The organism is Ancylobacter sp. TW_SC_1 (assembly GCF_056836805.1).
The window spans coordinates 4257396-4281804 of the sequence record NZ_CM166365.1 but is presented as its reverse complement, the minus strand read 5'-3'; the positions used below and the strand labels follow the sequence as shown (position 1 = coordinate 4281804).

21 protein-coding genes are annotated in these 24409 nt (G+C 69.3%); 20 read left to right on the top strand and 1 reads right to left on the bottom strand.

Annotation, left to right across the window (positions count from 1 at the left end; translation table 11 throughout):
* The first annotated feature begins 50 nt into the window (after positions 1-50).
* Entirely contained in the window at positions 51-887 is an 837-nt protein-coding gene (locus tag AC1PZ7_RS20280; RefSeq protein WP_482356988.1) for an aldo/keto reductase, read from the top strand.
* Positions 888-912: 25 nt separating this feature from the next.
* On the opposite strand, the gene AC1PZ7_RS20275 is transcribed toward AC1PZ7_RS20280, so the two are convergent.
* Positions 913-1794: a DMT family transporter gene (locus AC1PZ7_RS20275; RefSeq protein WP_482356987.1), complete on the bottom strand. Its 882-nt coding sequence runs from the start codon at positions 1792-1794 to the stop codon at positions 913-915.
* 61 nt (positions 1795-1855) lie between these two features.
* On the opposite strand from AC1PZ7_RS20275, the gene AC1PZ7_RS20270 reads away from it, so the two are divergent.
* The 19 genes from AC1PZ7_RS20270 (at position 1856) to AC1PZ7_RS20180 (ending at position 24176) form a co-directional block, all read left to right on the top strand.
* Entirely contained in the window at positions 1856-2461 is a 606-nt protein-coding gene (locus AC1PZ7_RS20270; protein WP_482356986.1) for a TetR/AcrR family transcriptional regulator, read from the top strand.
* Between the two features lie 121 nt (positions 2462-2582).
* Positions 2583-3281, top strand: coding sequence for an energy-coupling factor ABC transporter ATP-binding protein (locus AC1PZ7_RS20265; protein WP_482356985.1), 699 nt, complete (start codon positions 2583-2585; stop codon positions 3279-3281).
* Entirely contained in the window at positions 3278-3904 is a 627-nt protein-coding gene (locus AC1PZ7_RS20260) for an energy-coupling factor transporter transmembrane component T family protein (RefSeq protein ID WP_482356984.1), read from the top strand. Before AC1PZ7_RS20265 ends, AC1PZ7_RS20260 begins: the two co-directional genes overlap by 4 nt.
* Positions 3901-4458, top strand: a complete 558-nt coding sequence (locus AC1PZ7_RS20255; protein ID WP_482356983.1) for a biotin transporter BioY — start codon at positions 3901-3903, stop codon at positions 4456-4458. Before AC1PZ7_RS20260 ends, AC1PZ7_RS20255 begins: the two co-directional genes overlap by 4 nt.
* A 5-nt stretch (positions 4459-4463) precedes the next feature.
* Positions 4464-5870, top strand: a complete 1407-nt coding sequence (locus tag AC1PZ7_RS20250; RefSeq protein WP_482356982.1) for a class I adenylate-forming enzyme family protein — start codon at positions 4464-4466, stop codon at positions 5868-5870.
* Entirely contained in the window at positions 5867-6982 is a 1116-nt protein-coding gene (locus AC1PZ7_RS20245) for a thiolase family protein (protein WP_482356981.1), read from the top strand. The genes AC1PZ7_RS20250 and AC1PZ7_RS20245 overlap by 4 nt, the downstream gene beginning before the upstream one ends.
* Before the next feature lie 100 nt (positions 6983-7082).
* Positions 7083-7868 (top strand): DeoR/GlpR family DNA-binding transcription regulator, encoded by a 786-nt coding sequence (locus tag AC1PZ7_RS20240; protein WP_482356980.1) that lies wholly within the window; start codon positions 7083-7085, stop codon positions 7866-7868.
* A gap of 88 nt (positions 7869-7956) precedes the next feature.
* Positions 7957-8916: an aldo/keto reductase gene (locus tag AC1PZ7_RS20235; RefSeq protein ID WP_482356979.1), complete on the top strand. Its 960-nt coding sequence runs from the start codon at positions 7957-7959 to the stop codon at positions 8914-8916.
* A 4-nt stretch (positions 8917-8920) separates the two neighbouring features.
* Positions 8921-10633, top strand: coding sequence for an adenine deaminase (ade, locus tag AC1PZ7_RS20230; RefSeq protein ID WP_482356978.1), 1713 nt, complete (start codon positions 8921-8923; stop codon positions 10631-10633).
* Between the two features lie 127 nt (positions 10634-10760).
* Positions 10761-11483, top strand: a complete 723-nt coding sequence (locus tag AC1PZ7_RS20225; RefSeq protein ID WP_482356977.1) for a lysophospholipid acyltransferase family protein — start codon at positions 10761-10763, stop codon at positions 11481-11483.
* Positions 11480-12712 carry an NAD(P)/FAD-dependent oxidoreductase gene (locus tag AC1PZ7_RS20220; protein WP_482356976.1) on the top strand — a complete coding sequence of 411 codons (1233 nt, stop codon included), beginning with the start codon at positions 11480-11482 and terminating at the stop codon, positions 12710-12712. Before AC1PZ7_RS20225 ends, AC1PZ7_RS20220 begins: the two co-directional genes overlap by 4 nt.
* Before the next feature lie 186 nt (positions 12713-12898).
* A complete protein-coding gene (locus AC1PZ7_RS20215; RefSeq protein ID WP_482356975.1) occupies positions 12899-13810 on the top strand; it encodes a LysR family transcriptional regulator in 912 nt (303 codons plus the stop codon).
* A gap of 132 nt (positions 13811-13942) precedes the next feature.
* A complete protein-coding gene (locus AC1PZ7_RS20210; protein ID WP_482356974.1) occupies positions 13943-15112 on the top strand; it encodes an ABC transporter substrate-binding protein in 1170 nt (389 codons plus the stop codon).
* A 243-nt stretch (positions 15113-15355) separates the two neighbouring features.
* Positions 15356-16396, top strand: coding sequence for an ABC transporter ATP-binding protein (locus tag AC1PZ7_RS20205; RefSeq protein ID WP_482356973.1), 1041 nt, complete (start codon positions 15356-15358; stop codon positions 16394-16396).
* Positions 16393-17340, top strand: a complete 948-nt coding sequence (locus AC1PZ7_RS20200) for an ABC transporter permease (RefSeq protein ID WP_482356972.1) — start codon at positions 16393-16395, stop codon at positions 17338-17340. Before AC1PZ7_RS20205 ends, AC1PZ7_RS20200 begins: the two co-directional genes overlap by 4 nt.
* 183 nt (positions 17341-17523) lie before the next feature.
* Positions 17524-18324, top strand: coding sequence for an ABC transporter permease (locus tag AC1PZ7_RS20195; protein ID WP_482356971.1), 801 nt, complete (start codon positions 17524-17526; stop codon positions 18322-18324).
* Positions 18325-18334: 10 nt separating this feature from the next.
* Positions 18335-19786: a gamma-aminobutyraldehyde dehydrogenase gene (locus tag AC1PZ7_RS20190; protein ID WP_482356970.1), complete on the top strand. Its 1452-nt coding sequence runs from the start codon at positions 18335-18337 to the stop codon at positions 19784-19786.
* A gap of 223 nt (positions 19787-20009) precedes the next feature.
* Complete coding sequence (locus AC1PZ7_RS20185) at positions 20010-21092, top strand: efflux RND transporter periplasmic adaptor subunit (RefSeq protein WP_482356969.1); 1083 nt, start codon at positions 20010-20012, stop codon at positions 21090-21092.
* A 9-nt stretch (positions 21093-21101) separates the two neighbouring features.
* On the top strand, positions 21102-24176 hold the full coding sequence (locus AC1PZ7_RS20180; protein ID WP_482356968.1) for an efflux RND transporter permease subunit: 3075 nt from the start codon (positions 21102-21104) through the stop codon (positions 24174-24176).
* The last annotated feature ends 233 nt before the right edge of the window (positions 24177-24409 follow it).

The window sequence follows — 24409 nt, the reverse complement described above, 5'->3', positions numbered from 1 at the left end:
CCGGCCGCGCCGGAGTGGCACTCCGGCTGAGGATCGAATGGAGGCGCGCGATGAGCGGCAAGGTGGTTCTTCCCGGCGGTGAAAAGGTCCCGGCGCTCGGCATCGGCACCTGGATGATGGGCGAGCGCGCCGCGGCGCGTAAGGAGGAGGCCGAATCGGTCCGGCTCGGCGTCGAGCTCGGCCTGCGGCTGGTCGACACCGCCGAAATGTATGGCGAGGGCGCCTGCGAGAGTTTCCTCGGCGAGGCGCTGGCCGGCCTGCGCGACAAGGTGTTCCTCGTCAGCAAGGTCTACCCGCACAATGCCAGCCGCGCCGGCGTCATCGCCGCCTGCGAGCGCAGCCTGAAGCGGCTGGAGACCGACCATCTCGACCTCTATCTCCTGCACTGGCGCGGCGGCGTGCCACTGGCGGAGACCATCATCGGCTTCGAGCACCTCAAGACCCAGGGCAAGATCCGCCATTGGGGTGTCTCGAATTTCGACACCGACGACATGAACGAACTGTACGAGACCCCCGGCGGCGAGGGCTGCGCGGTCAATCAGGTGCTCTACAATCTCACCCGGCGCGGCCCGGAATGGGACCTCCTGCCGTGGCTGGAGGAGCACGAGATGCCGCTGATGGCCTACAGCCCGATCGAGCAGGGCCGCATCAAGACCTCCGGCGTACTCGCCGAGATCGCCGCCAAGCACACGGCGAAGCCCTTCCAGGTCGCGCTCGCCTGGGTGCTGCGCAACCCGAACAACATCGTCATCCCCAAGGCCTCGCGCCCCGAGCACATGCGCGAGAACGCCGCCGCGCGCGACATCGCGCTCGACGCCGAGGACCTTGCCGCGCTCGACCGCGCCTTCCCGCCGCCGCGCCGCAAGAGTTCGCTGGAGATGCTGTGAGGCGGGCTGTCGCCGCCCGGCCCGCTCAGGCTGCCGGGCAGCTCGCCGTCCGGCGCGGGGCGTCGACGATCAGGTAGCCGGCGACGGCGGTGACCACCAGGGCGCCGCCGAAGAGCGCCGGCGTGCCGACCTGTTCGTCGAAGGCGAGCCAGACCCAGAGCGGCGACAGCGCCACGTCGAGCAGCATCAGCAGGCCGGTTTCGCCCGAGCGTATGTGGCGCCCGCCCATCAGTGTCATCACATTGGCGAGGCCGCAGGTCAGCACCCCCATCAGGGCGCAGGCCCACAGGGCGTGGAGCGGGGGCAGGCCGGCCGGCACGAGCGGCAGGGCGATGAGCCCCGCGCCGACCACGGATGCGAGACTGACCAGCGTCAGGTCGAGCGTGGGATGCTTCTTCGCCTGCACCAGAAGTCCGGCCCAGCTCAGCGTCATCAGGAAGGAGACGGCGATGCCGGCGGCGTCCGCCGCGGACATCGCGGCGCCGGCGGTGATGATGATGCCGAGCGTCGCCAGAGCGGCCGCCGCGCCGAAACGCCGGTTCAGCGGTTCGCGCAGAAGGAAGAAGCCCATGGCCGCGGTGATGAAGGGCAGCGCGGCGTAGATGATCATCACCGTCGCAACCGAGGTAAGCTGCAGGGCGGCGACATAGGAGATGTTGCCGGCCACCGCGAACGCGACGGTGAGAAGGCCGGCCTTCGAGAAGGTCGCGCGGAGGGCGTTCGCCTTGTCGCGACTGGCGACCAGCCAGAACGGGCCGAGGGCCAGCACGGCGAAGAGTGAGCGCCAGAGGATGATCGACCAGGAATCGAGGTCCGCCATGCGGACGAAGAGAGCGACGAGGCTCCACAGCAGGGTGGCGACGAGCACCATGACGAGACCGGCCGAACGCCTGGGTACGATGGACATGGCTGCCTCTCTGTGTTCCGATCCGCCACAGGATAGGCATAAGTAGACCGGTCGTCTAGATATGGCAGGCAGAACATCCACACGCGACAGGATTGTCGCGGCCGGCAGGAAGGCGATGCTGGAGCAGGGCTATGATGGCACCGGCATCGGTCCGCTCCTGGCGTCGGTCGCGGTGCCCAAGGGCTCCTTCTACCACTTCTTCGCCAGCAAGGAGGATTTCGCGGCGGCGGTCCTCGCCTCCTATGCCGGGCAGTATCGCCAGCAGCGGCAGGAACTGTTCGCGAACACGACGTTGAGTCCGCTGGAGCGGATCGAGCGTCATCTCGCGCAAGTCGAGCACGATTCGGCGGCGGAAGCGGACGCAACGGGCTGTCTCTACGGCGTCTTCGCGCAGGCCGCCCCCGGGCTCGGCGCCACGCTCCGCGAGCAGCTGAACGAGGTTTTCGCCGCATGGCAACAGGATCTCGCCGCCCTGATCGGCGAGGCCCAGCGGGCGGGCGAGGTCGACGCCGCGCTCGATCCCGTCGAGGCGGCGGCCCATGTGATCGACGCTTATGAGGGGGCGGTCATCCGGGCCCGTGCCGGGGATAAGCCGGGGGCCTTCGCCCGCTTCCGCAAGTTCACGCTGGCGACCCTGGTGCGCGGGGCGGGCACGGCCGGCGCCTGAGAGCCGAGGGGCGGTGCCGACGAAACGCCCACTCGACAGCACGCCATTCCCGACCAATAAGCTGCGACGTGGCGAGCCGTGGCCGCCCGTCTTGTTCATTTTCTACCGCCGGACCCCGCCCGTGCCGAATGCCCCGCTGATCCGCCTCGACCACGTCACCCTCACGCGCGGCGGACGGGTGGTGCTCGACGCCGTGTCGCTTGCGCTCTCCGAGCGCCGCATCGGCCTGATCGGCAATAACGGCTCGGGCAAAAGCTCGCTGGTGCGGCTGTTCAACGGGCTGCTGAGCGCCGACGAGGGGCGCGTCGTGGTGCACGGTCTCGACGCGAAGGAGAAGGCGGCCGAGCTGCCGCGCAAGGTCGGCTTCATCTTCCAGAATCCCGACCATCAGATCATCTTCCCCACCGTCGCCGAGGAAGTCGCCTTCAGCCTGGAACAGGCCGGCCGTCCCCGCCGTGAGGCGGCGCGCGAGGCTCTTCCCGCCCTCGCGCGCTTCGGCCGCGCGCACTGGGCCGAGCGACCGGTGCACGCGCTTTCCGAGGGCGAGAAGCAGCTCCTGTGCATCATCGCGGTGCTGGTGATGGAGCCGGCCGTGCTCGTGCTCGACGAACCCTTCTCCAGCCTCGACCTGCCGACAAGGCGGAGGCTGGAGGCGCTGATCGCCGGCCTCGACCAGCAGGTGATCCTGATCGCCCACGAATTCGATGCCTTCGCCGCCTATGACCGCGTGCTCTGGCTGCACGAGGGCCGGGTGCGCATGGACGGCGCGCCGGGCGAGGTGATCGCGGCCTACCGCGCCTTCGCGGAGGCGGCGCGGTGATCTCGCTCTATCTGCCCGAGCGCACCTGGCTGCATGGTGTGCCCGCCGGCTGGAAGCTCCTTGCGCTAGCGCTGGTCAGCCTCGCCGTCGCGCCCGTCGACAGCCTCGCGCTGATGGCCGGTCTCGTCGTCGCGGTGCTGGCGCTCTATGCCTCGCTCGGCCGCGCCGCGCTGGCACAGATCGCCCTGCTGCGCCCGATGTGGCCGCTCTTCGCCATCCTCGTGGCGCTTCACTGGTGGAACGGCGACCTGGTGTTCGGCTTCGTCGTCTGCCTGCGCATCCTCGCCATGGTGCTGCTGGCCAATGCCGTGACCATGACCACGCGCATGGACGCGATGATGGACGCGGTCGAGCCGCTGCTGCGCCCGCTCGCCTGGTTCGGCGTGGCGCCGCGCGCGGTGGCGCTCGCCGTGGCGATGATGATCCGCTTCGTGCCGCTGCTCTTCGCGCTGTGGGAATCGCTCAACGAATCCTGGCGCGCCCGCACCGGCAGGCGCGGCGGCTGGCGCCTGCTCGCGCCTTTCTGTATCCAGACGGTGAGATTGTCCCATCACACCGCCGAGGCGCTGGCCGCGCGCGGCGGCGCCCCCCGCGCGAAACCGCCGATGAAGGACTTCCGATGAAGGACCGTAGCCTCGTCCAGATCGCCCTCTATGCCGCGATCTTCGCCATGCTCGGCTTGCTGCCGCGCTTCGATCTTCCCGTGGCCGGCGGCGTGCCGATCACCGCGCAGAGCATGGGCGCGATGCTGGCGGGCGTGATGCTGGGCGCCTGGCGCGGGGCGCTCGCCATGGTGCTGCTGCTGTTCGTCGTGGCGCTCGGCGCGCCGCTGCTGGCCGGCGGGCGCGGCGGGCTCGGCGTGTTCTTCTCGCCCTCGGTCGGCTTCATCTTCGGCTGGATCGCCGTGGCTTTTGTGTCCGGCTGGATCATGCGGGCGCTGCGCACGGCGCCGGTCTTCCCCTCCGCGCTGATCGCCTCGGTCATCGGCGGCATCGTCGTGATGTATGCCTTCGGCATTGCCGGCATGGCGCTGGTCGGCGGGCTTTCGGTGCTCGATGCCACCAAGGCGTGCCTGGTCTTCATCCCCGGCGACGCCATCAAGGCGGTGCTGGTGGCGCTCATCGCCCAGACGGTGGCGCGGGGGATGCCGGAGGCGCTGCTCTCGCGCGGCGCGTAAGGGCGATGAGGGACACGATCGGCGCCGATCTGCCGGCCCTTGCCCGGGAGGCGCCGGAGCGTCCCGCTCTCGTCTGCGACGACGAGACCGGCGATCGGGCGGGTCTGGCGGCCCGGATCGGCGGCATCGCGACCTTTCTGGCGGAACGCACCGCGCCGGGCGCAGCGGTGGCGCTGGCCATGGGCAATGCGCCGTCGCTGGTGGAGGCGTTCCTCGCCTGCGCGGTGAGCGGCCGGCAGGCGCTGGTCTACGATCCCGCCTGGCCCACGCCCTACCGCGCCGCCATCGACGCCGCGCTGGCGCCGGCGCTCACGCTGGAGGAAGCCCCGCTCGCCGCGCCGGCGCCCTTTCCCCCGCCGCCCGCGCCGCAGTCGGCCTTCTATGTCGGCTTCACCTCCGGTTCGACCGGCGTGCCCAAGGGCTATCGGCGCCATCACCGCTCCTGGATCGACAGCTTCGAGGTGAGCGCCGCCGAGTTCGGCCTCGGCGCGGGCGACGTGATCATGGCGCCGGGCGGGCTCGCCGCCTCGCTGCACCTCTACGGTGTCGTCCATGCGCTGCATGTCGGCGCCACCGCGGTGATGATGCGCCAGTTCCACCCGCGCCGCGCCCTGCGGCTCATCGCCCGGCATGGCGTCACCGCGCTCTACGCCACGCCCACCCAGTTGCAGATGCTGGTGGAGGCGGGCGCGGGGGGGAGCTTTCCGACGCTGCGCATCCTGATGATCAGCGGCGCCAAATGGCGGCCGGAGACGCGCGCGGCGACGCGGGCGCTGTTCCCCAAGGCGGGCATCGCCGAGTTCTACGGCGCCTCGGAACTGAGCTTCGTCACCATCGGCCACCCTCTCGAGCCGGTGCCGGCCGGCTCGGTCGGCCGCGCCGCCCATGGTGTCGCCCTGCGCATCCGCGACGCCGCCGGCCGCGCCCTGCCGGCGGGCGAGGCCGGGGCGATCTGGGTCGGCAGCTCGATGCTGTTCGACGGCTATGCCTGCGGCAGCGCGCCCGAGACGCGCCGCGAGGGCGGCTTTCTCACCATAGGCGATCATGGCCGGCTCGACGCGGCCGGCTTCCTCTATCTGCACGGGCGCGAGAAGCGCATGCTCGTCACCTCCGGGCTCAACGTCTACCCGGAGGAAGTGGAAGCCGTGCTGGCCAGCCTGTCCGGCATCGAGGAGGCGGCGGTGTTCGGCCTGCCGGACCCGCTGCGCGGCGTCGAGCTGGTCGCCATGCTGCGCCCTCGGACGAACGCGCCCTTCGACGAGCCCGCCCTGCGCGCCGCCTGCCGGGCGCTGCTGCCGGCCGCCAAGCTGCCGCGCCGCTTCCTCGTGCTGGAGGACTGGCCGCGCACCTCGGGCGGCAAGGCCGATCTGCGCGCGCTGCAAGCGCTCGTCGCCGAGAGATTGGCGCGATGAGCGGGGCCTTCATCATTGCCGCGCGGCGTACCGCCGTGGCGCCGCGCCGCGGCGCCTTCGAGGCGGTGGAGGCGCACGACCTTGCCGCGCCGGTGCTGCGGGCATGCCTGGCGGATGCCGGCCTCGCGCTCGCAGAGGTCGATCACGTCATTCTCGGCAATGCGCTCTCCGGCGGTGGCAATGTCGCCCGCCTCGCCGCGCTCGCCGCCGGCCTGCCGGACGGCGTGCCGGCGATGACGCTCGACACGCAATGCTGTTCCGGCCTCGACGCCGTCATCCTCGCCGCGCGGCTGGTCGCGGCCGGCGCGGCCGGGGCGGTGCTCGCCGGCGGGGTGGAGAGCTGGAGCCGCGCGCCGCTGCGCGCCCGCCGCCCGGCCGGGCCCGGCGAGGAGCCGGCCTTCTATGAGCGTCCGCCCTTCGCGCCATGGCCGGTGCGCGACCCGGACCTGCTCGCGGCCATGGCCGGGCTGGCCCGCGAGGCAGGGATTTCCCGCGCCGCGCAGGACGCCTTCGCGGTCGGGAGCCATGCGCGGGCGGCGCGCGGGCGACCGGGCGCCGAGATCGTTCCCCTCGCCGGCCTCGCGCACGACGCCTACGCCCGCGCGCTGACATCGAAGCTCTGCGCCCGCGCGCCGGTTCTGGCCGGGGAGGGCGCGTTCGCCCTCAATGCCGCCGGCGTCGCGGTGGAGGCGGATGCGGCGGCGGCGGTGCTGGTGGTCTCGGCGGAGCGCCTTGCCTGCATCGGCGCGGGCGGCATCGCCTTTCTCGACGGCGCCTCGGCCGGGGCCGCGCCGGAGCGGCCGGCCCGGGCGCTGGAGCCGGCGGCGGCGGGGTTGCTGGAGCGCCATGGGCGCGATCTCGCCTGCGTCGAGTTGATGGAATCCTTCGCCGCGCAGGCGCTTGCCAATATCGCGGCGCTCGGCCTCGACCCGGCGCGGGTGAATGTCGGCGGCGGGGCGCTGGCGCGCGGCCACCCGATCGGCGCGTCGGGAGCGATCCTCGCGGTGCGGCTGTTCCACGAGCTGAAGGGGCGGGCGCCGGGTGCGCGCGGCCTCGCGGCCATCGCGGCGGCCGGCGGGCTCGGCAGCGCGCTCATGTTGCAACGCGTCTAATCCGCCGTTTGCCGCGCCCCCCTGCTTTGTGCAGGATGCGTGACGAATCGTCCCTCGAAGACGAGCGTCCGTTCCCGGGAGACAGGACCAGCTTGGCCGCATGAACGCGATCTCCTCTCGCCAGCAGGACATTCTCGTGCTGGCGCGCGCGCAGGGGCGAGTGAGCGTCGAGGACCTCGCTTCGCGCTTCGTCGTGTCGCCGCAGACCATACGCAAGGATCTCAACGATCTGTGCGTGCGCCGGCTGATGTCGCGCGTGCATGGCGGCGCCGTGGTCGCCTCCGGGGTCGAGAACCTCGCCTATGAGGCGCGCCGCGCCATGGCGCAGGGCGCCAAGCGCGCCATAGCCGAGGCGGCGGCGGCCATCGTGCCCAACCGTGCCTCGCTGTTCATCAATATCGGCACCACCACCGAGGAGGTCGCCCGGGCGCTGGCCGACCATGAGGACCTGCTGGTCATCACCAACAACCTCAACGTCGCGACGCTGCTCTACCGCCACCCCAAGATCGAGCTGATCATGGCCGGCGGGCCGGTGCGCCACGCCGACGGCGCGGTGATCGGCTCCTCGGCGGTCGATTTCGTGCGTCAGTTCCGCGTCGACTACGCCGTGATCGGCGCCTCCGCCATCGAGGAGGACGGCACGCTGCTCGACTTCGACTATCGCGAGGTGCAGGTCGCCCGCGCCATCATCGACAATGCCCGGCAGATCATCCTTGTCGCCGACCGCTCCAAGCTGGAGCGCACCGCCCCGGTGCGTATCGGCGCCATGTCGGAGGTCGACACCTTCGTCACCGACACGGTGTCGTCGCCCGAGCTGCGTACCGTGTGCCAGCGCGACCAGGTGGAACTCATCGAGGTCGGCAGCCTCGACGAGGACGTTTTCTGACGCCTCGCCATTGCAACACAGGGGTGCTTAGCACCCGCGCGCTCCTGCCCTAAACTCGCCGTCCGCGAACAAGCCGGAGGACAGACGAATGGAACTGCGCCGCCTCGGCCGCTCCGACATTCTGGTCCCGCCGCTCTGCCTGGGCGGCAACGTGTTCGGCTGGACCGCCGATGAAGCCACCTCGTTCCGCCTGCTGGACCAGCTGTTCGACGCCGGCTTCGGCTTCATCGACACCGCCGATGTCTATTCGCGTTGGGTGAACGGGCATGTCGGCGGCGAGTCCGAGACCATCATCGGCAAGTGGATGAAGGCACGCGGCAATCGCACGAAGCTCGTCATCGCCACCAAGGTCGGCGCCGACATGGGCCTGGGCAAGGTGTGCCTGCGGCCGGACTACATCAAAAGTGCCGTCGAGGCCTCGCTGGCGCGACTGCAGACCGACCATGTGGACCTCTGCCAGTCGCATTACGATGATCCCGACACGCCGTTCGAGGATGTGCTCGGCGCCTATGAGGAGCTGATCAAGGCCGGCAAGGTGCGCCTCATCGGCGCCTCCAACCTGTCGCCGGCGCGGCTGTTCGAGGCGCTGGCGGTGGCGAGCCGCGAGAAACTGCCGCGCTACGAGACCCTGCAGCCGGAATACAATCTATGCGCGCGCGCCGGCTACGAGGCCGAGCTGGAGCCGATCTGCGCCGCCAACGGGCTCGGCGTCATCACCTATTTCGCGCTCGCCGCCGGCTTCCTCACCGGCAAGTACCGCAGTGCCGGCGACGCGCAGAAGAGCGTGCGGGGGCGCGGGGCGGTCGACAAATATCTCAACGACAGGGGCCTGCGCATTCTCGCCGCGCTCGACCAGGTGGCGGACGCCCATGGCGCCAGCCCGACCCAGGTGGCGCTCGCCTGGATCATGGCGCGGCCCAGCGTCACCGCGCCCATCGCCAGCGCCTCGAAGGTGGAGCAGCTCGGCGAACTGCTCGCCAGCGCCGCGCTCCGGCTCACCGGGGCGGAGATCGCCCGGCTCGATCAGGCCAGCGCCTGGAAGGAATGAGACCATGATCACGCGGGGACCGGCCGAGATCGGCGGCTTCATCGATGCAGGGCGCGGCGTCACGCCGGCCGATCTCGTCGTCAAGGGCGTCCGCCTGCTCGACGTGATCACCGGCGCCATCACGCAGACCGACATCGCGATCGTCGGCGACCGCATCGTCGGCGTCTATGACAGCTATGACGGCGCTCATGAGATCGACGGCACGGACCTGTTTGCGGTGCCGGGCTTCATCGACACGCATCTGCATGTCGAATCCTCCCTCGTCACGCCGCTCGAATTCGACCGCTGCGTGCTGCCGCACGGCGTGACCACGGCGATCTGCGACCCGCACGAGATCGCCAACGTGCTGGGCGCCGAGGGCATCGCCTATTTCCAGCTCTGCGCCGAGCGGACCATCATGGACCTGCGCGTGCAGCTCTCCTCCTGCGTGCCGGCGACCACCTTCGAGACCGCCGGCGCCGAGCTCGTCGCCGCGGACCTCGCACTGCTGCGCGGCCATGCCAGCGGCATCGGGCTCGCCGAGTTCATGAATTTTCCCGGCGTGCTGTTCCGCGACGAGGGATGCCTGGCCAAGCTCTCGCTGTTCTCGGACGGTCACATCGACGGCCACGCGCCGCTGCTGCGCGGGCGCGACCTCAACGGCTACATTGCCGCCGGCATCCGCACCGAGCACGAGGCGACCTCGCTCGCCGAGGCGCGCGAGAAGCTGATGAAGGGCATGACGGTGCTGATCCGCGAGGGGTCGGTGTCGAAGGACCTGCACGCGCTGATCCCGCTGATTTCCGCCGACACCTCCGCCTTCCTCGCCTTCTGCACCGACGACCGCAACCCGCTCGACATCGCCGAGCAGGGCCATCTCGACTACATGATCCGCGAGGCGATCGCCGGCGGCGCGCCGCTGCACCATGTCTACCGGGTGGCGAGCTGGTCGGCGGCCAACGCCTTCGGGCTGAGGGATCGCGGCCTCGTCGCGCCGGGCCGGCGCGCCGACATCGTGCTGCTGGACGACCTCGAGGCCTGCTCGGTGCGCCACGTCATCAGCGCCGGCCGGCTGGTGACGCCCGAACTGTTCGCCACGCGCGGCCATGTCGAGCCGGTCGGGCTCGATTCGGTGAAGGCCGCGACGGTCTCCGCCGCCGATTTCCGCATCCCCGCCACCGGCAGCGCCACGCGGGTCATCGGCGTGGTGCCCGGGCGCATCATCACCGAGGACGTGGCGCTCGACCTGCCGGTCGTCGACGGCGAGAAGCTGGTCGATCTCGACAAGGACGCGGTGAAGGTCTGCGTCGTCGCCCGTCATGGCCGCAACGACAATATCGGCCGCGGCTTCGTGCACGGCTTCGGCATGAAGCGCGGCGCCATCGCCTCCTCGGTCGGCCATGACAGCCACAATATCTGCGTCGTCGGGGCGGACGACGCCGACATGGCCGTGGCGGTGAACCGGCTGGTCGAGCTGAAGGGCGGCTTCGTCGTCGTGCAGGGCGGCGAGGTGCGGGCCGAGCTGGCGCTGCCGGTCGCCGGGCTGATGGCGACGACCTCCTTCGAGGAGGTGCACGACGCGCTGATCCCGCTGCGGGCGGCGGCGAAGGCGCTCGGCGTCGTCCTGCCCGAGCCGTTCCTGCAGGTCGCCTTCCTGCCGCTGCCGGTGATCCCGCATCTGAAGATCACCGATTTCGGCATGTTCGACGTCAACACCTTCATGCTGATCGAGGGGTAGGCCGCCATCGTCGTGCCGGCTCTTGCGGCGCTCGGCCGGGAGGACGACGGCCCGCCGGCGACTGGCCCTCCCTTTGCCCGGCGCGATCTGCTAGACCCGGCCCGCCCATTTCGAGATTTCGCCGCCGATGCCCCGTCTGCGCTCGTCCGTCTTCCTGCTGCTGCTCGTCTTCTGGACGCTGCTGCTTGCCGTGACCATTCCCTATTACGCGCTTCGCCGCGCGCCGCCGGCGACCCGCCGTTTCTCGCGCTTCTGGGTGCGGGGCGTGCTGGCCATCCTGCGGCTGGTGGGCCTCTCCTACCGCACCGTCGGCATGGCCAACCGGCCGCCCGCGCCGGCGCTCTATGTCGGCAATCACCAGTCCGCCTTCGAGACCATCGCCGCGGCGGCGCTGCTGCCGGACGTGGCGATCGTGCTCAAGGAAGAGCTCTACCGCATCCCGGTGTTCGGCTGGTTCCTGCGCAACTCGCCGATGATCGCCATCGACCGCGCCGGCGGCGCCTCTTCGATGAAGAAGATGTTCCGCGAGGGGCGCGAGGCGAGCGCGCAGGGCCGCAACCTGCTGATCTTTCCCGAAGGCACCCGCCGGGCGGTGGACGAGCGCGCCGATTTCCATCGCGGCGTGCTGCTGCTCTACAAGGCGCTGAACCTGCCGGTGGTGCCGATGGTGAACAATGCCGGCCTGTTCTGGCCCGCGCGCAGCTTCGCCATCCGTCCGGGCACCATCACCGTCTCCTATCTGCCGCCCATTCCCGCCGGCCTGCCGGATGCTGAATTCATGCGGCGGATCAGCGACGCGATCTATGACGAGCGCGACCGTCTGGTCGCCGAAGCGGAGAGCACGGCATGAGCGCAGGAAGCGACGCCGGCATCGTGATCGTCGGTGCGGGGCAGGGCGGCTTCCAGGCCGCCGCGTCACTGCGCGAGGCGGGGTATGAGGGCCGGCTGGTGCTGGTCGGCGACGAGCCGGGCCTGCCCTATCAGCGCCCCCCGCTCTCCAAGGCCTATATGAAGGGCGAGGCCGGCGTCGAGCAGATCGAACTGCGCGCGGGCGCCTTCTATGCCGATCACCGCATCGAACTGATCAACGGCCGCGCCGTCGCCATAGACCGCGCGGCGCAGCTGCTGCGGCTGGAGAACGGCGCGGCGCTGCCCTATGGCCATCTCATCCTCGCCACCGGAGCGCGCAACCGGCCGCTGCCGGTGCCGGGCGCCGATTTGGCCGGCGTGTTCTACCTGCGCACCCGCGCGGACGCCGACGCGCTGAAGGGGCGGCTTGCCGAGGCCCGCCGCGTGGTGGTGATCGGCGCCGGCTTCATCGGGCTGGAATTCGCCGCGGTCGCCCGTGCGCTCGGCCATGAGGTGACGGTGATCGAGGCTGCCGCCCGCCCGCTCGGCCGTGCCGTCTCGCCGGAAATGTCGGCCTTTTTCACGCAGGCGCACGCGGCGATGGGCACGACGCTGCTGCTCGGGGCCGGCGTCATCGGCCTCACGGGCGAGGACGGCCATGTCAGCGGCGTCGAGACGACGGACGGGGCGGTGCACCCGGCCGATTTCGTGCTCGTCGGCATCGGCGTGGTGCCCAATGTCGAACTCGCCGCTGAAGCCGGGCTTGAGGTGGCGAACGGCATCGTCGTCGACGCGCACCTGGCGACCCGTGATCCTTCGATCTCGGGGCTCGGCGATGCGGTGGCCTATCCCAGCCGCTTCGCCGGCGGGATGGTGCGGCTCGAATCGGTGCAGAACGCCGCTGACCAGGCGCGCTGCCTCGCCCATCGCCTGACGGGCAAGGTCGCGCCCTTCGAGGCGGTGCCGTGGTTCTGGAGCGATCAGGCCGACCTGAAGCTGCAGATGGTCGGTCTCGCCGGGCCGACGGACGACGCCGTGCTGCGCGGCGATCCGGCCTCGCGCCGCTTCTCGGTCTTCCGTTTCCGCGACGGCGTGCTGACCGCCATCGAGAGCGTCAACCGCCCGGCCGACCACATGCTCGGCCGCCGGCTGCTCGCCGGCACGCCGACGCTGACCCCGGAGCAGGCGGGCGACGAAGGCTTCGAGCTGAAGAGCCTGCTGGGCCGGTAGAGCCGCCGCGTTCTTCGTCAGCATCCCGGCCGTGGCGCAGCGGAGAGCCGGGGTCACGTGTCCGTGTCGAGCGATCCCGGATGGGCCTGCGCACCGTCCGGGATGACGACGACGGACGCGCGCGCCATGTCGCGGCGCCGCCACTTCTGCTATCATCGGAAAATCCTCTTTACCGCGGATAATCCGATGGCCTTCTCGCTGCGCCAGCTCCAGTATTTCGTCGCGGTGGCGGAGAACGGCTCCGTCTCCTCGGCCGCGCATACGCTGTCCATCTCGCAGTCGACCGTCACCGAAGCTTTGCGCGAGCTGGAACTCGATCTCGGCTTCAAGCTGCTGGAACGGCACGCGCGCGGCGCCGACCTGACGCTCAAGGGCCATCATTTCCTGCGTCACGCGCGAAAAATCCTCGGCGATGTCGCCGATGCCCGGCGCGCCCTGGCGGGACCGGAGACGGCGGCGCTCACGGGGAGGCTCGCGGTCGGGGTGACGCCGCTGGTCGCCGGCTACATCTATTCCGACCTCATCGCCCGCTTTCGCCGCGCCTTTCCCGGCATCGCGGTCGAGGCGGTGGAGGACGCCGCCGACTATCTCGAGCATCTTCTCGTCGGCGGCGAACTGGATGTCGCCGTCATGGTGCTGCCGCCCGGCCGGCAATCGGCGGCGCTGCAGACCGAAGCGGTTGAAATCTCGCCCTATCGGGTGTGGATGCCGCTCGGCCATCCGGCGCTGGCGGAGGAGCGCGTCTCCCTGCGCGATTTCAGCGGCGAGCCACATGTGCTGCTCACCATCGACGAGATCGCCGAGGCCTCCGAGATCGTCTGGCGCCGGCTCGGCATCCGCCCGCCGGTGGCGTTCCGCACCCGCTCGGTCGAGGCGGTGCGCTCGCTCGTCGCCACCGGGGCCGGGGTCGCCGTGCTGCCGGACCTCACCTATCGCCCCTGGTCGCTGGAAGGCGACAAGATCGAGGCGCGCACGCTGATCGACGACGTGCCGGCGGTGGAGGTCGCGACCGCCTGGCGGCGCGGCTCGCCCCTGTCGCCCGCCGCCGCCGGCTTCGTCTCGATCGCCGCGACCCGCCACGGCCCACGCGGGCGCTGACCTCGCTGCCTACCGGATACTCATCGGTTTTTCCGATATCTCACTTCTGATCTTTGGTGTGGCGCGGGACCCGACGCAACGGCACACTTCCCTCAAAGGGCCGACAGCGCCCGCAGAACAGAGGGACAGACCATGCCGCGCATTTCCCGTTATCTGCGTCTGCCGGCGCTCGCCGCCAGCGCCTCGCTCGCCTTCCAGCCGGTCTTCGCCGCCGAGATGACGGCGGTCGGCAGGGGCGAGGGTCAGGTCGATATCGTCGCCTGGGCCGGCTATATCGAGCGCGGCGATACCGACAAGGCCTATGACTGGGTCAGCGATTTCGAGAAGAAGACCGGCTGCAAGGTCAATGTGAAGACCGCCGGCACGTCGGACGAGATGGTCGCGCTGATGAACGAGGGCGGCTTCGACCTCGTCACCGCTTCCGGCGACGCCTCGCTGCGCCTCATCGCCGGCAAGAAGGTCGCCCCGGTCAACACCAAGCTGATCCCGAGCTGGGGCACGGTGGACGAGCGGCTGCAGAACGCGCCGTGGCACACGGTGAACGGCGTGCATTACGGCGTGCCCTACCAGTGGGGCTCCAACGTGCTGATGTACAACACGGAAGCCTTCAAGGGCGAGACGCCCAAGAGCTGGAACGTGGTGTTCGAGGAGCAGACGCTGCCCGACGGCAAGTCGAACAAGGGCCGCATCCAGGCTTTCGACGGCCCGATCTACATCGCCGACGCCGCGCTCTACCTGATGGCGCACAAGCCCGAGCTCGGCATCAAGGACCCCTATGAGCTGACCGAGACGCAGTACAAGGCAGCGCTCGACCTGCTGCGCCAGCAGCGCAAGATCGTCCAGCGCTACTGGCACGACGCGATGATCCAGATCGACGACTTCACCAATGAGGGCGTCGTCGCCTCCTCCTCCTGGCCGTTCCAGGTCAACCTGCTGCAGAGCCAGAAGAAGCCGATCGCCTCGACCATCCCTTCCGAGGGCGCCACCGGCTGGGCCGACACTACCATGATGCATGTCGACGCCGCTCACCCGAACTGCGCCTATATGTGGATGGAGCATTCGATCAGCCCGAAGGTGCAGGGCGATCTCGCTTCCTGGTTCGGCTCGGTTCCGGCGGTGCCCGCAGCCTGCAAGGGCAATGAACTGCTCGGCGCGGAGGGCTGCAAGACCAACGGCATGGAAGAGTTCGAGCGGATCCATTTCTGGCGCACGCCGGTCGCCAAATGCGCCACGCAGGCCGAAGGCTGCGTGCCTTATTACCGCTGGGTGTCCGACTACATCGCCGTGCTCGGCGGGCGGTAGGGCTGGCGTCTCGCCTCCCCCTCCCTGAGTGAGGGGGAGGTTTTGCGCCGCCTTCGGCGGCACCTGTTCGCTGGGTCCCGGATCGGCGCTCCGCCTGCGGCGTCGCTTGTCCGGGATACTAAGTCCCGCTGTTTCCCGGACAAGCTGCGTGAAACGCAGCGCCGATCAGTGACCCGGCGCCGACTCCGCGCAGCGTCCTTCATTCCTGCGCTTTTCAAGCCGCCTTCCTCGGATTGATGTTTCATGCATGCCTCCGCTTCCCCGCCCGCCACCCCCGCCGTCCGCTTTGCCGGTGTTGTCCGGCATTTCGGCGCGGTGCGGGCGGTGGACGGCGTCGACCTCGCCATCGCGCCGGGCGAGTTCTTCGCCATGCTGGGGCCCTCCGGCTCGGGCAAGACGACCTGCCTGCGCCTCATCGCCGGCTTCGAGCAGCCCGATGCCGGGCACATCGAGATCTTCGGCGAGGCGGTGGAAGGGCTGCCGCCCTATCGCCGGGCGGTGAACACGGTTTTCCAGGACTACGCGCTGTTTCCCCATCTCTCGGTCGGCGACAATGTCGCCTATGGCCTCAAGGTGCGCGGCGTGGGGCGCGCTGAGCGCGACCGGCTGGCCCGCGAGGCGCTTGCCATGGTCAAGCTTGCCGGCATGGAGACGCGCCGTCCGGCGCAGCTTTCCGGCGGCCAGCGCCAGCGCGTGGCGCTCGCCCGCGCGCTGGTGGTGCGCCCCAAGGTGCTGCTGCTCGACGAGCCGCTCGGCGCGCTCGACCTCAAGCTGCGCGAGGAGATGCAGAGCGAGCTGAAAGGGCTCCAGCGATCGCTCGGCCTCACCTTCGTCTTCGTCACCCACGACCAGGGCGAGGCGCTGTCGATGGCCGACCGGGTGGCGGTGTTCAATGACGGGCGGATCGTGCAGGTCGGGCCGCCCGAGGACGTCTATGAGCGTCCCGCGACGCGCTTCGTCGCCCGCTTCGTCGGCTCGGCCAATGTGCTCGACGCCGCCCAGGCGGCGGCCCTCGGCGGGGATGTGCGGCCCTCGAGCCTGCGGCCGGAGAAGATCCTCCTGCTCCCGCCCAGCGGGCCGGCGCCGGACGGCAGCATCGTCGTCGAGGCGAGCGTCGCCGAGGTGTCCTATCAGGGGCCGGTGCGCCGCATCTTTGCGCGGATGGCCGACGGGCTCCAGCTCACGGTGGCGGTGCCGGCCAGCGCCAGTGCCGTGGCCACGGGCGAGAGCGTGCGCCTCGCCGTGCCGCGCGGCGCCGTGCGGCCGATGGAGGGCGAGGGATGAGCCTCGCCACGCTCGACCTTCCCGCCCCACGCGAGGGCGTGCTGCGCCGGATCTCGGACGTTCTGGTGCGGCGGGCGCGGCTGCTGACGCTGCTGCTTCTGGTGCCGCCGCTGCTGTGGATCGGCCTCGTCTATCTCGGCAGCCTGTTCGTCTTCCTCGGCCAGTCGATCTTCTCGATCGACGAGTTCTCCGGCACGATCGTGCGCGAGCCGACGACCGCGACGCTGCTGGAGCTGTTCCGCCCGGCCAATTACGACATCGTGCTGCGCACGGTCGGGGTGGCGGCGGCGGTGACGGCGCTCTGTGCCATCCTTGCCTTTCCCATCGCCTATTACGCCGCCCGCTATGCCGGGCCGAAGGTGAAGGCGGCCTTCTACCTTGCGGTGATGATGCCGCTGTGGTCGAGCTACCTCGTCAAGGTCTATGGCTGGAAGCTGCTGCTCGCCCGGGAGGGCGCCATCGGCTGGTTCGCCGACAGGCTCGGCCTCGGCAGCGTGCTGCAGGCCTGGTTGGACCTGCCGGTGGTGGGCGGCCCCTCGCTCTCGGTCAGCTATACCGGCATGGTGCTGACCTTCACCTATCTCTGGCTGCCCTTCATGATCCTCCCCGTCCAGGCGGCGCTGGAGCGGGTGCCGCCGCATCTCATCGAGGCGGCGGGCGATCTGGGCGCCGCGCCCGGCCTCGTCTTCCGCACGATCATCCTGCCGCTCGCCATGCCGGGCGTGGTGGCGGGGGCGATCTTCACCTTCTCGCTGACGCTGGGCGACTACATCGTGCCGCAGATCATCGGCACCTCGGCGCTGGTGCTGGGACAGGCGGTCTACACGCTGCAGGGCACGGCCGGTAACATCCCGCTCGCCGCCGCCTTCTCGCTGGTGCCGATCCTGGTCATGGCGGTGTTCCTCACGCTCGCCAAGCGGACGGGGGCGTTCGATGCGCTGTGAGATGGAAGAATTCGGCAAAAGAGTCGTTGCTGGATCCCGGATCGGCGCTCCACCTGCGGTGTCGCTTGTCCGGGACACGCTGTTTCCCGGACAAGCTGCGCGCAGCGCGGCGCCGATCCGGGATCCAGGGGAGCCTCCGCCGAAGGTGTCATCTGCCTCTCTCCCACACGGGAGCCACGCCCCATGACCCGCGCGCCGCTCTCCCTCAAGGTCGCAGCGCTTGGCGGGCTTGCCTTCCTGCATGTGCCGCTGCTGTTCATCCTGCTCTACTGCTTCACCACGGAAGAGAAGAGCTACGCCTTCCCCCCGCGGGGCTTCACGCTGAAATGGTTCGGCGTGGTGTGGGAGCGGGCGGACATCTGGGCGGCGGTCGGGCTGTCGCTGAAGGTCGCGACCATCGCCACCCTTCTAGCCCTGGTTCTCGGCACGCTGGCGGCCGGCGCGCTGGCGCGGGCGAGGTTCTTTGGGCGCGAGCCGATTTCGCTGCTCTTCGTGCTGCCCATCGCGCTGCCCGGCATCGTCACCGGCATCGCGCTGCGCCAGGCCTTCGGCCTCATGGAGATTCCCTTCTCGTTCTGGACCATCGTGCTCGGCCACGCGACCTTCTGCATCGTCGTCGTCTACAACAACGCGGTGGCGCGCCTGCGCCGGCTTTCGCCCTCGCTGATCGAGGCGTCGATGGACCTTGGCGCCGACGCCTTCCAGACCTTCCGGCTGGTGGTGCTGCCGAATATCGGCACGGCGCTGCTGGCGGGCGGCATGCTCGCCTTCGCGCTCAGCTTCGACGAGGTGATCGTCACCACCTTCACCGCCGGCCAGCAGTCCACCTTGCCGATCTGGATGCTGTCCGAACTCATTCGCCCGCGGCAGAGGCCCGTGACCAACGTGGTCGCCGTGCTCGTGATCCTCGTGACCTTCCTGCCCATCCTCGCCGCCTATTACCTCACCCGCGAGGGCGAGGCGGTGGCCGGCTCAGGAAAATAGGAGACGCCCCATGACCAGCCTGTCCGATACCGAGATGCTCATCGGCTCCGCTTTCGTCGCCGGCACGGAGACGAAAGAGACGGTGCTGAACCCGAAGACCGAGGAGACGCTGATCGAGCTGCCGGAGGCCTCCCCGGACCAGATCGACGCGGCGGTGACGGCGGCGTCGAAGGCGTTCGCGAGCTGGTCGCGCACCACGCCGCAGGAGCGTTCTTACCTGCTGCTCAAGCTGGCCGACCGGATCGAGGCCGAGGCCGAATCCTTCGCCACGCTGGAGGCGCTGAACTGCGGCAAGCCGCGCCATGCGGTGCTGAACGACGAGATGCCCGGTGTGGTCGACTGCTTCCGCTTCTTCGCCGGCGCCGTGCGCACCCAGCACGGCATGGTGGCGGGCGAGTACATTGCCGGCCACACCTCGATGATCCGCCGCGATCCGGTCGGCGTCGTCGCTTCCATCGCGCCGTGGAACTACCCGCTGATGATGGCGGCGTGGAAGCTCGCCCCGGCGCTGGCCGGCGGCAACACGGTGGTGATCAAGCCGTCCGAGCAGACCCCGCTCACCATGCTGAAGCTGGCGAAGATCATCGCCGACATCTTCCCCGAGGGCGTGGTGAACGTCGTCGTCGGGCGCGGCGAGAGCGTGGGCAACGCGCTGATCAACCATCCCAAGGTGGCGATGATCTCGCTGACCGGCGACATCGCCACCGGCAAGAAGGTGCTCACCGCCGCCGCCAAGACGGTGAAGCGCACCCATCTCGAACTCGGCGGCAAGGCGCCGGTCATCGTCTTCGACGATGCCGACATCGAGGCGGTGGTCGAGGGCGTGAAGATCTTCGGCTACTACAATGCCGGGCAGGACTGCACCGCCGCCTGCCGCATCTATGCCGGCGCGAAGGTCTACGACAGGCTGGTGGCGGACCTCGCCTCGGCCGTGTCGGGCCTCAAATTCGGCCAGGCGGACGACGCGCAGAACGACATCGGTCCGCTCATCTCAGCCCGCCAGCGTGCCCGCGTCGCCTCCTTCGTCGAGCGCGCCTCCGAACTCAATCACATCGAGATCGCCACCGGCGGCAAGATCGCCGGCAGTCCGGCCTCGGGCAAGGGGTTCTTCTACGAGCCGACCGTCGTCGCCGGCGCGCTGCAGTCCGACGAGATCGTGCGTCGGGAGGTGTTCGGGCCCGTGGTCTCGGTCACGCGTTTCTCGGATGTCGACGAGGCGGTCGGCTGGGCGAATGACAGCGACTACGGCCTCGCCTCCTCGGTGTGGACGAGGGACGTGGCGAAGGGCATGGCGACCGCTTCGCGCCTGCAATATGGCTGCACCTGGGTGAACTGCCATTTCATGCTGGTGAGCGAGATGCCGCATGGCGGCCTCAAGCAGTCCGGCTACGGCAAGGATCTCAGCGCCTATGCACTGGAGGATTATACCGTCGTGCGCCATGTGATGGTGAAGAACGCCTGATTCCGGAGGGCCTTGCGCGCCCGCCTCGGTGTTCGCGGCGGGCCGTCGGCAAAGCGGCGGCGGATGGAGTATGATGATGTGGTGACCGCGCGAATGTGATCGCCGCGGTCAGGGCGTGACGCATAATTAAGTTGGAACTTTTCCTCATATCTGTTGTGTCGCAGCATGGATTTCCGTGCTTCCGATGCAGCTTGATGGGGCCCTGATGCGACGTGGAACCGGCTTGTTGCTGACGATCGCCGTTCTCGCGGGGGCCGGGTGGTTCGCGCATGAGAAGGGCTGGGTCGACGCGGCCGCGCTGTTCGGCGGGCAGGGCGCCGCCATTGCCGCCGCCGAGCCGAAGGCCGTTCCTCACATTCCGGTCGAGGTCGCGCCGGCCCGCGAGGTGGCGGTGACGACCGATATCGCCTCCATCGGCTCGCTGCAGTCGGACGAGTCGGTGAAGGTGGCGTCCGAGGTTTCCGGCCGCATTCAGGAAATCCGCTTTCGGGAAGGCGAGCACGTCAAGGCCGGCGACGTGCTCGTGCAACTCGACGCAGCGCTGGTGAAGGCCTCGCTCGAAGAGAACGAGGCAAGGCTCGCCCTCGCCGAGGCCAATTTTGGCCGTGCCCAGCGCCTCCAGCAATCCGGCTCGGGCACGGCGCGCGCGCTCGACGAGGCGCAGGCGGAACTGAACACGTCGCGGGCGCTGCTCAACTCCCAGCGCGTGCAGATCGCCAAGCACACCATCACCGCACCCTTCGACGGTGTCGTCGGCCTGCGTTCGGTGTCGAACGGCGCCTATATCGCCGTCGGCACCGAACTGGTGAATCTCGAGAAGATCGACACGCTCAAGCTCGACTTCAAAGTGCCGGAGACGCACCTCGCCAGCATCTCGCCCGGCCAGACGGTGATCATCACGGTGGACGCGCTGCCGGAACGCACCTTCACCGGCACGATCTACGCCATCGACCCGATGGTGGATGTCAACGGCCGCTCGCTCAGCGTGCGGGCGAGGCTCGCCAATAGCGGGCTCGCGCTGCGCCCGGGCCTGTTTGCCCGCGTGGTGGTGAAGGGGCGCGACACGCGCACCGCCGTCTTCGTGCCGGAGAGCGCCATCGTGCCGCGCGGCCAGGAGCGACTAGTCTGGCAGATCGCGGACGGCAAGGCCCAGCAGGTGAAGGTGCAGATCGGCCAGCGCAGCAATGGCGAGGTCGAGGTGAAGGGCATTCCCGCCGGTGCGATGATCGTCGTGGCGGGGCAGGGCCGGCTGCAGGCCGGCGCCGCAGTGGAGGTGATCGCGCCGCCGCCGGCGCCTCAGGGCTGAGGCGCGGCCATGGGTCTTTCCGAATTCTGCATCCGCCGTCCCGTCTTCGCGACGGTGCTCAGCCTCCTGCTCGTGCTGGTCGGCATCGTGTCGTACAGCCGGCTGACCGTGCGCGAATACCCGAATATCGACGAACCCGTCGTCTCGGTGGTCACCACCTATTCCGGCGCGTCGGCCAGCATCGTCGAGAGCCAGGTCACGCAGGTGCTGGAAGGCTCCATCGCCGGCATCGAGGGCATCGACGTGCTGGAATCGACCAGCCGCTCGGAATCCAGCCGCATCACCGTCCGCTTCCGGCTGGAGATCGACCCCGATGTCGCCGCCAGCGACGTGCGCGACCGGGTGAGCCGCGTGCGCCAGCGCCTGCCGGACGAGATCGACGAGCCGGTCATCTCCAAGGTCGAGGCCGACGCCCAGCCGGTACTGTTCATCGTCTTCCGCTCGGACCGGATGTCGGCACTGGAGCTTTCCGACTACATCGACCGCTATGTCGTCGACCGCTTCAAGAATGTGAGCGGCGTCTCCGACGTGCAGATCTACGGCGAGCGGCGCTATGCGATGCGCATCTGGGTCGACCGCGAGCGGCTCGCCGCCTACAGCCTCACGGTGCAGGACATCGAGGACGCGCTCAACGCGCAGAACGTCGAGATTCCCTCCGGTCGCATCGAGAGTGTGGACCGCGAGTTCACCGTGCTGTCGCGCACCGGGCTGACCACCGTCGACCAGTTCAACGACATCGTCGTCAAGCGCACCGGCGGCGCGCAGGTGCACATGAGCGACGTCGCGCGCGTCGAACTGGGCGCCGCCGACGAGCGACGGGCGAGCCGCTTCAATGGCGGGGCAGCGATCATTGTGGGCCTGATCAAGCAGGCCGTGGCCAATCCGCTCGACGTCTCGGCCGGCGCGCGTGCCGTGCTGCCGGCGGTGAATGAGAGCCTGCCGGAAGGCATGAGCGCCACCATCGGCAACGACAACGCCGTGTTCATCGACCGTTCGATCGAGGCGGTGTTCCACACCATCTTCGAGGCCGTCGCCCTTGTCGTGCTGGTGATCGTGGTGTTCCTGCGCTCCCTTCGCGCCTCGATCATCCCAATCGTCACCATCCCGATCTCGCTGATCACCACCTTCGGCATCATGTACGCGCTGGGCTTCAGCGTGAACACGCTGACCTTGCTCGCTTTCGTGCTCGCCATCGGCCTCGTCGTCGACGACGCCATCGTGGTGCTGGAGAACATCTTCCGCCACATCGAGCACGGCATGAAGCCGATCCCCGCCGCCATCAAGGGCGCGCGCGAGATCGGCTTTGCCGTCGTCGCCATGACGATGACGCTGGCGGCGGTCTATGCGCCCGTCGCCTTCGCCTCCGGCCGCACCGGGCGGCTGTTTCTCGAATTCGCGCTGACGCTGGCCGGCGCCGTCATCATCTCGGGCTTCGTCGCGCTCACGCTGACGCCGATGATGTGCTCGCGCCTGCTCAAGCACGAGAGCAAGCCGGGCCGGGTCTCGACCTTCATCGAGGGCCGCCTGCGCGCGCTGGAGAGCGGCTACCGGCGCCTTCTCGACGGGGCGCTGCGGGTCCGCCCGGTCCTGCTCGCCATGGCGCTCGCTGTTGCCGCCAGCAGCATCTACTTCGTCATGGCGCTTCCGTCCGAACTGTCGCCGGTGGAGGATCGGGGCGTGGTGCGCGTGCGTGGCAGCGGCCCGGAGGGGTCGACCCTGGCGTACACCTCCCGCTACACCAACCAGGTCGAAGCCGTGCTCGAGAAGGAGCCGGAGATGGAGAGCGTGCTCATCATCAACGGCTTCCCCGAGGTGCACCGCTTCCTCGTCATCGGGCGTCTCAAGGACTGGAACGAGCGCGACCGCCGCCAGCAGGAGATCGTCGAGAAGGTCTCGCCGGAATTGCGGCGCATCGCCGGCATCAACGCCTATGCGAGCAATCCGGCTTCGCTTGGCGCCTCGAATAATTCGCGGCCGATCGAGTTCGTCATCCAGACATCGGGCACCTATGAGCAGCTCGACGAATATGTCGACCGCTTCCTGGACCGCATCAAGGACTATCCCGGCCTCGTCAGCGTCGACAGCGACCTGAAGCTGAACAAGCCGGAGATTTCCGTGGCGATCGACCGCGCCAAGGCGGCCGATCTCGGCATCGATGTCGCCGTGCTCGGGCGCACGCTGGAAAGCCTGCTGGGCGGCCGGCAGGTGACGCGCTTCGAGGTGGCGGGCGAGCAATATGACGTCTACGTCCAGCTCGACGCCCGCGACCGTTCCTCCCCGGCGACGCTCGACACGATCTATCTGCGCTCGGTGAGCGGAGAGATGGTGCAACTCTCGAACCTCGTCACGGTGCGCGAGAGCGTTGCGCCGCAGGAGCTGAAGCGCTTCAACCAGCTTCGCGCAGCCACCATCTCCGCCAATCTGGCGCCCGGCTTCTCGCAGGGCGAGGCTCTCGCCTTCCTCGACCGGACCGCGCATGAGGTGCTGCCGCAAACGGTGCAGACCGACGTCGCCGGCCAGAGCCGCGAGTTCCGCGCCGCCGGCCAAAGCCTCGTCGTGGTGTTCCTGCTGGCGCTCGGCTTCATCTATCTGGTGCTGTCGGCGCAGTTCGAGAGCTTCCGCGATCCGGTGATCATCATGCTCACTGTGCCGCTGTCGATGACCGGTGCGCTGGCGGCACTGTATTTCACCGGCGGCTCGCTCAACGTCTATTCGCAGATCGGCCTCGTGACGCTGGTCGGTCTGATCACCAAGCACGGCATCCTCATCGTCGAGTTCGCCAACCAGCAGCAGGAAGCCGGATACGACCGGCGGGCCGCGGTGATCGAGGCGGCGGTGCTGCGCCTGCGGCCCATCCTCATGACCACCGGCGCGATGGTGCTCGGCGCCCTGCCGCTGGCGCTCGCCCAGGGCGCGGGCGCGGAGAGCCGCTCGCAGATCGGCTGGGTCGTGGTCGGCGGCATGACGCTGGGGACGCTGCTGACGCTGTTCGTGGTGCCGGTGGTCTATTCGCTGATCGGCCGCATCCACCACACCGCTCATACCGAGGTCGCTCCGGGGCTGGTGCACACGCCGGCGGAGTGAGGCCGTCCCGCTTCGGCGCGATGCGCTTCCGTCATGCGCGGGGAACGCGCTCGGGCGAGGGGCGTGCGCCGCGCGCCATGGCGGCTATTTTATTGCCCAATACTCCAGACACTCGTCGCACATCTCTTCGTTTCCGCAATGCGGGCATGTATAGACGTACGGGTCTGTCAGCCAGTGCCATAGTCGCCGTATGATATTGAGCATTGGTGCGCTTTTTCACGATAACAATTTGT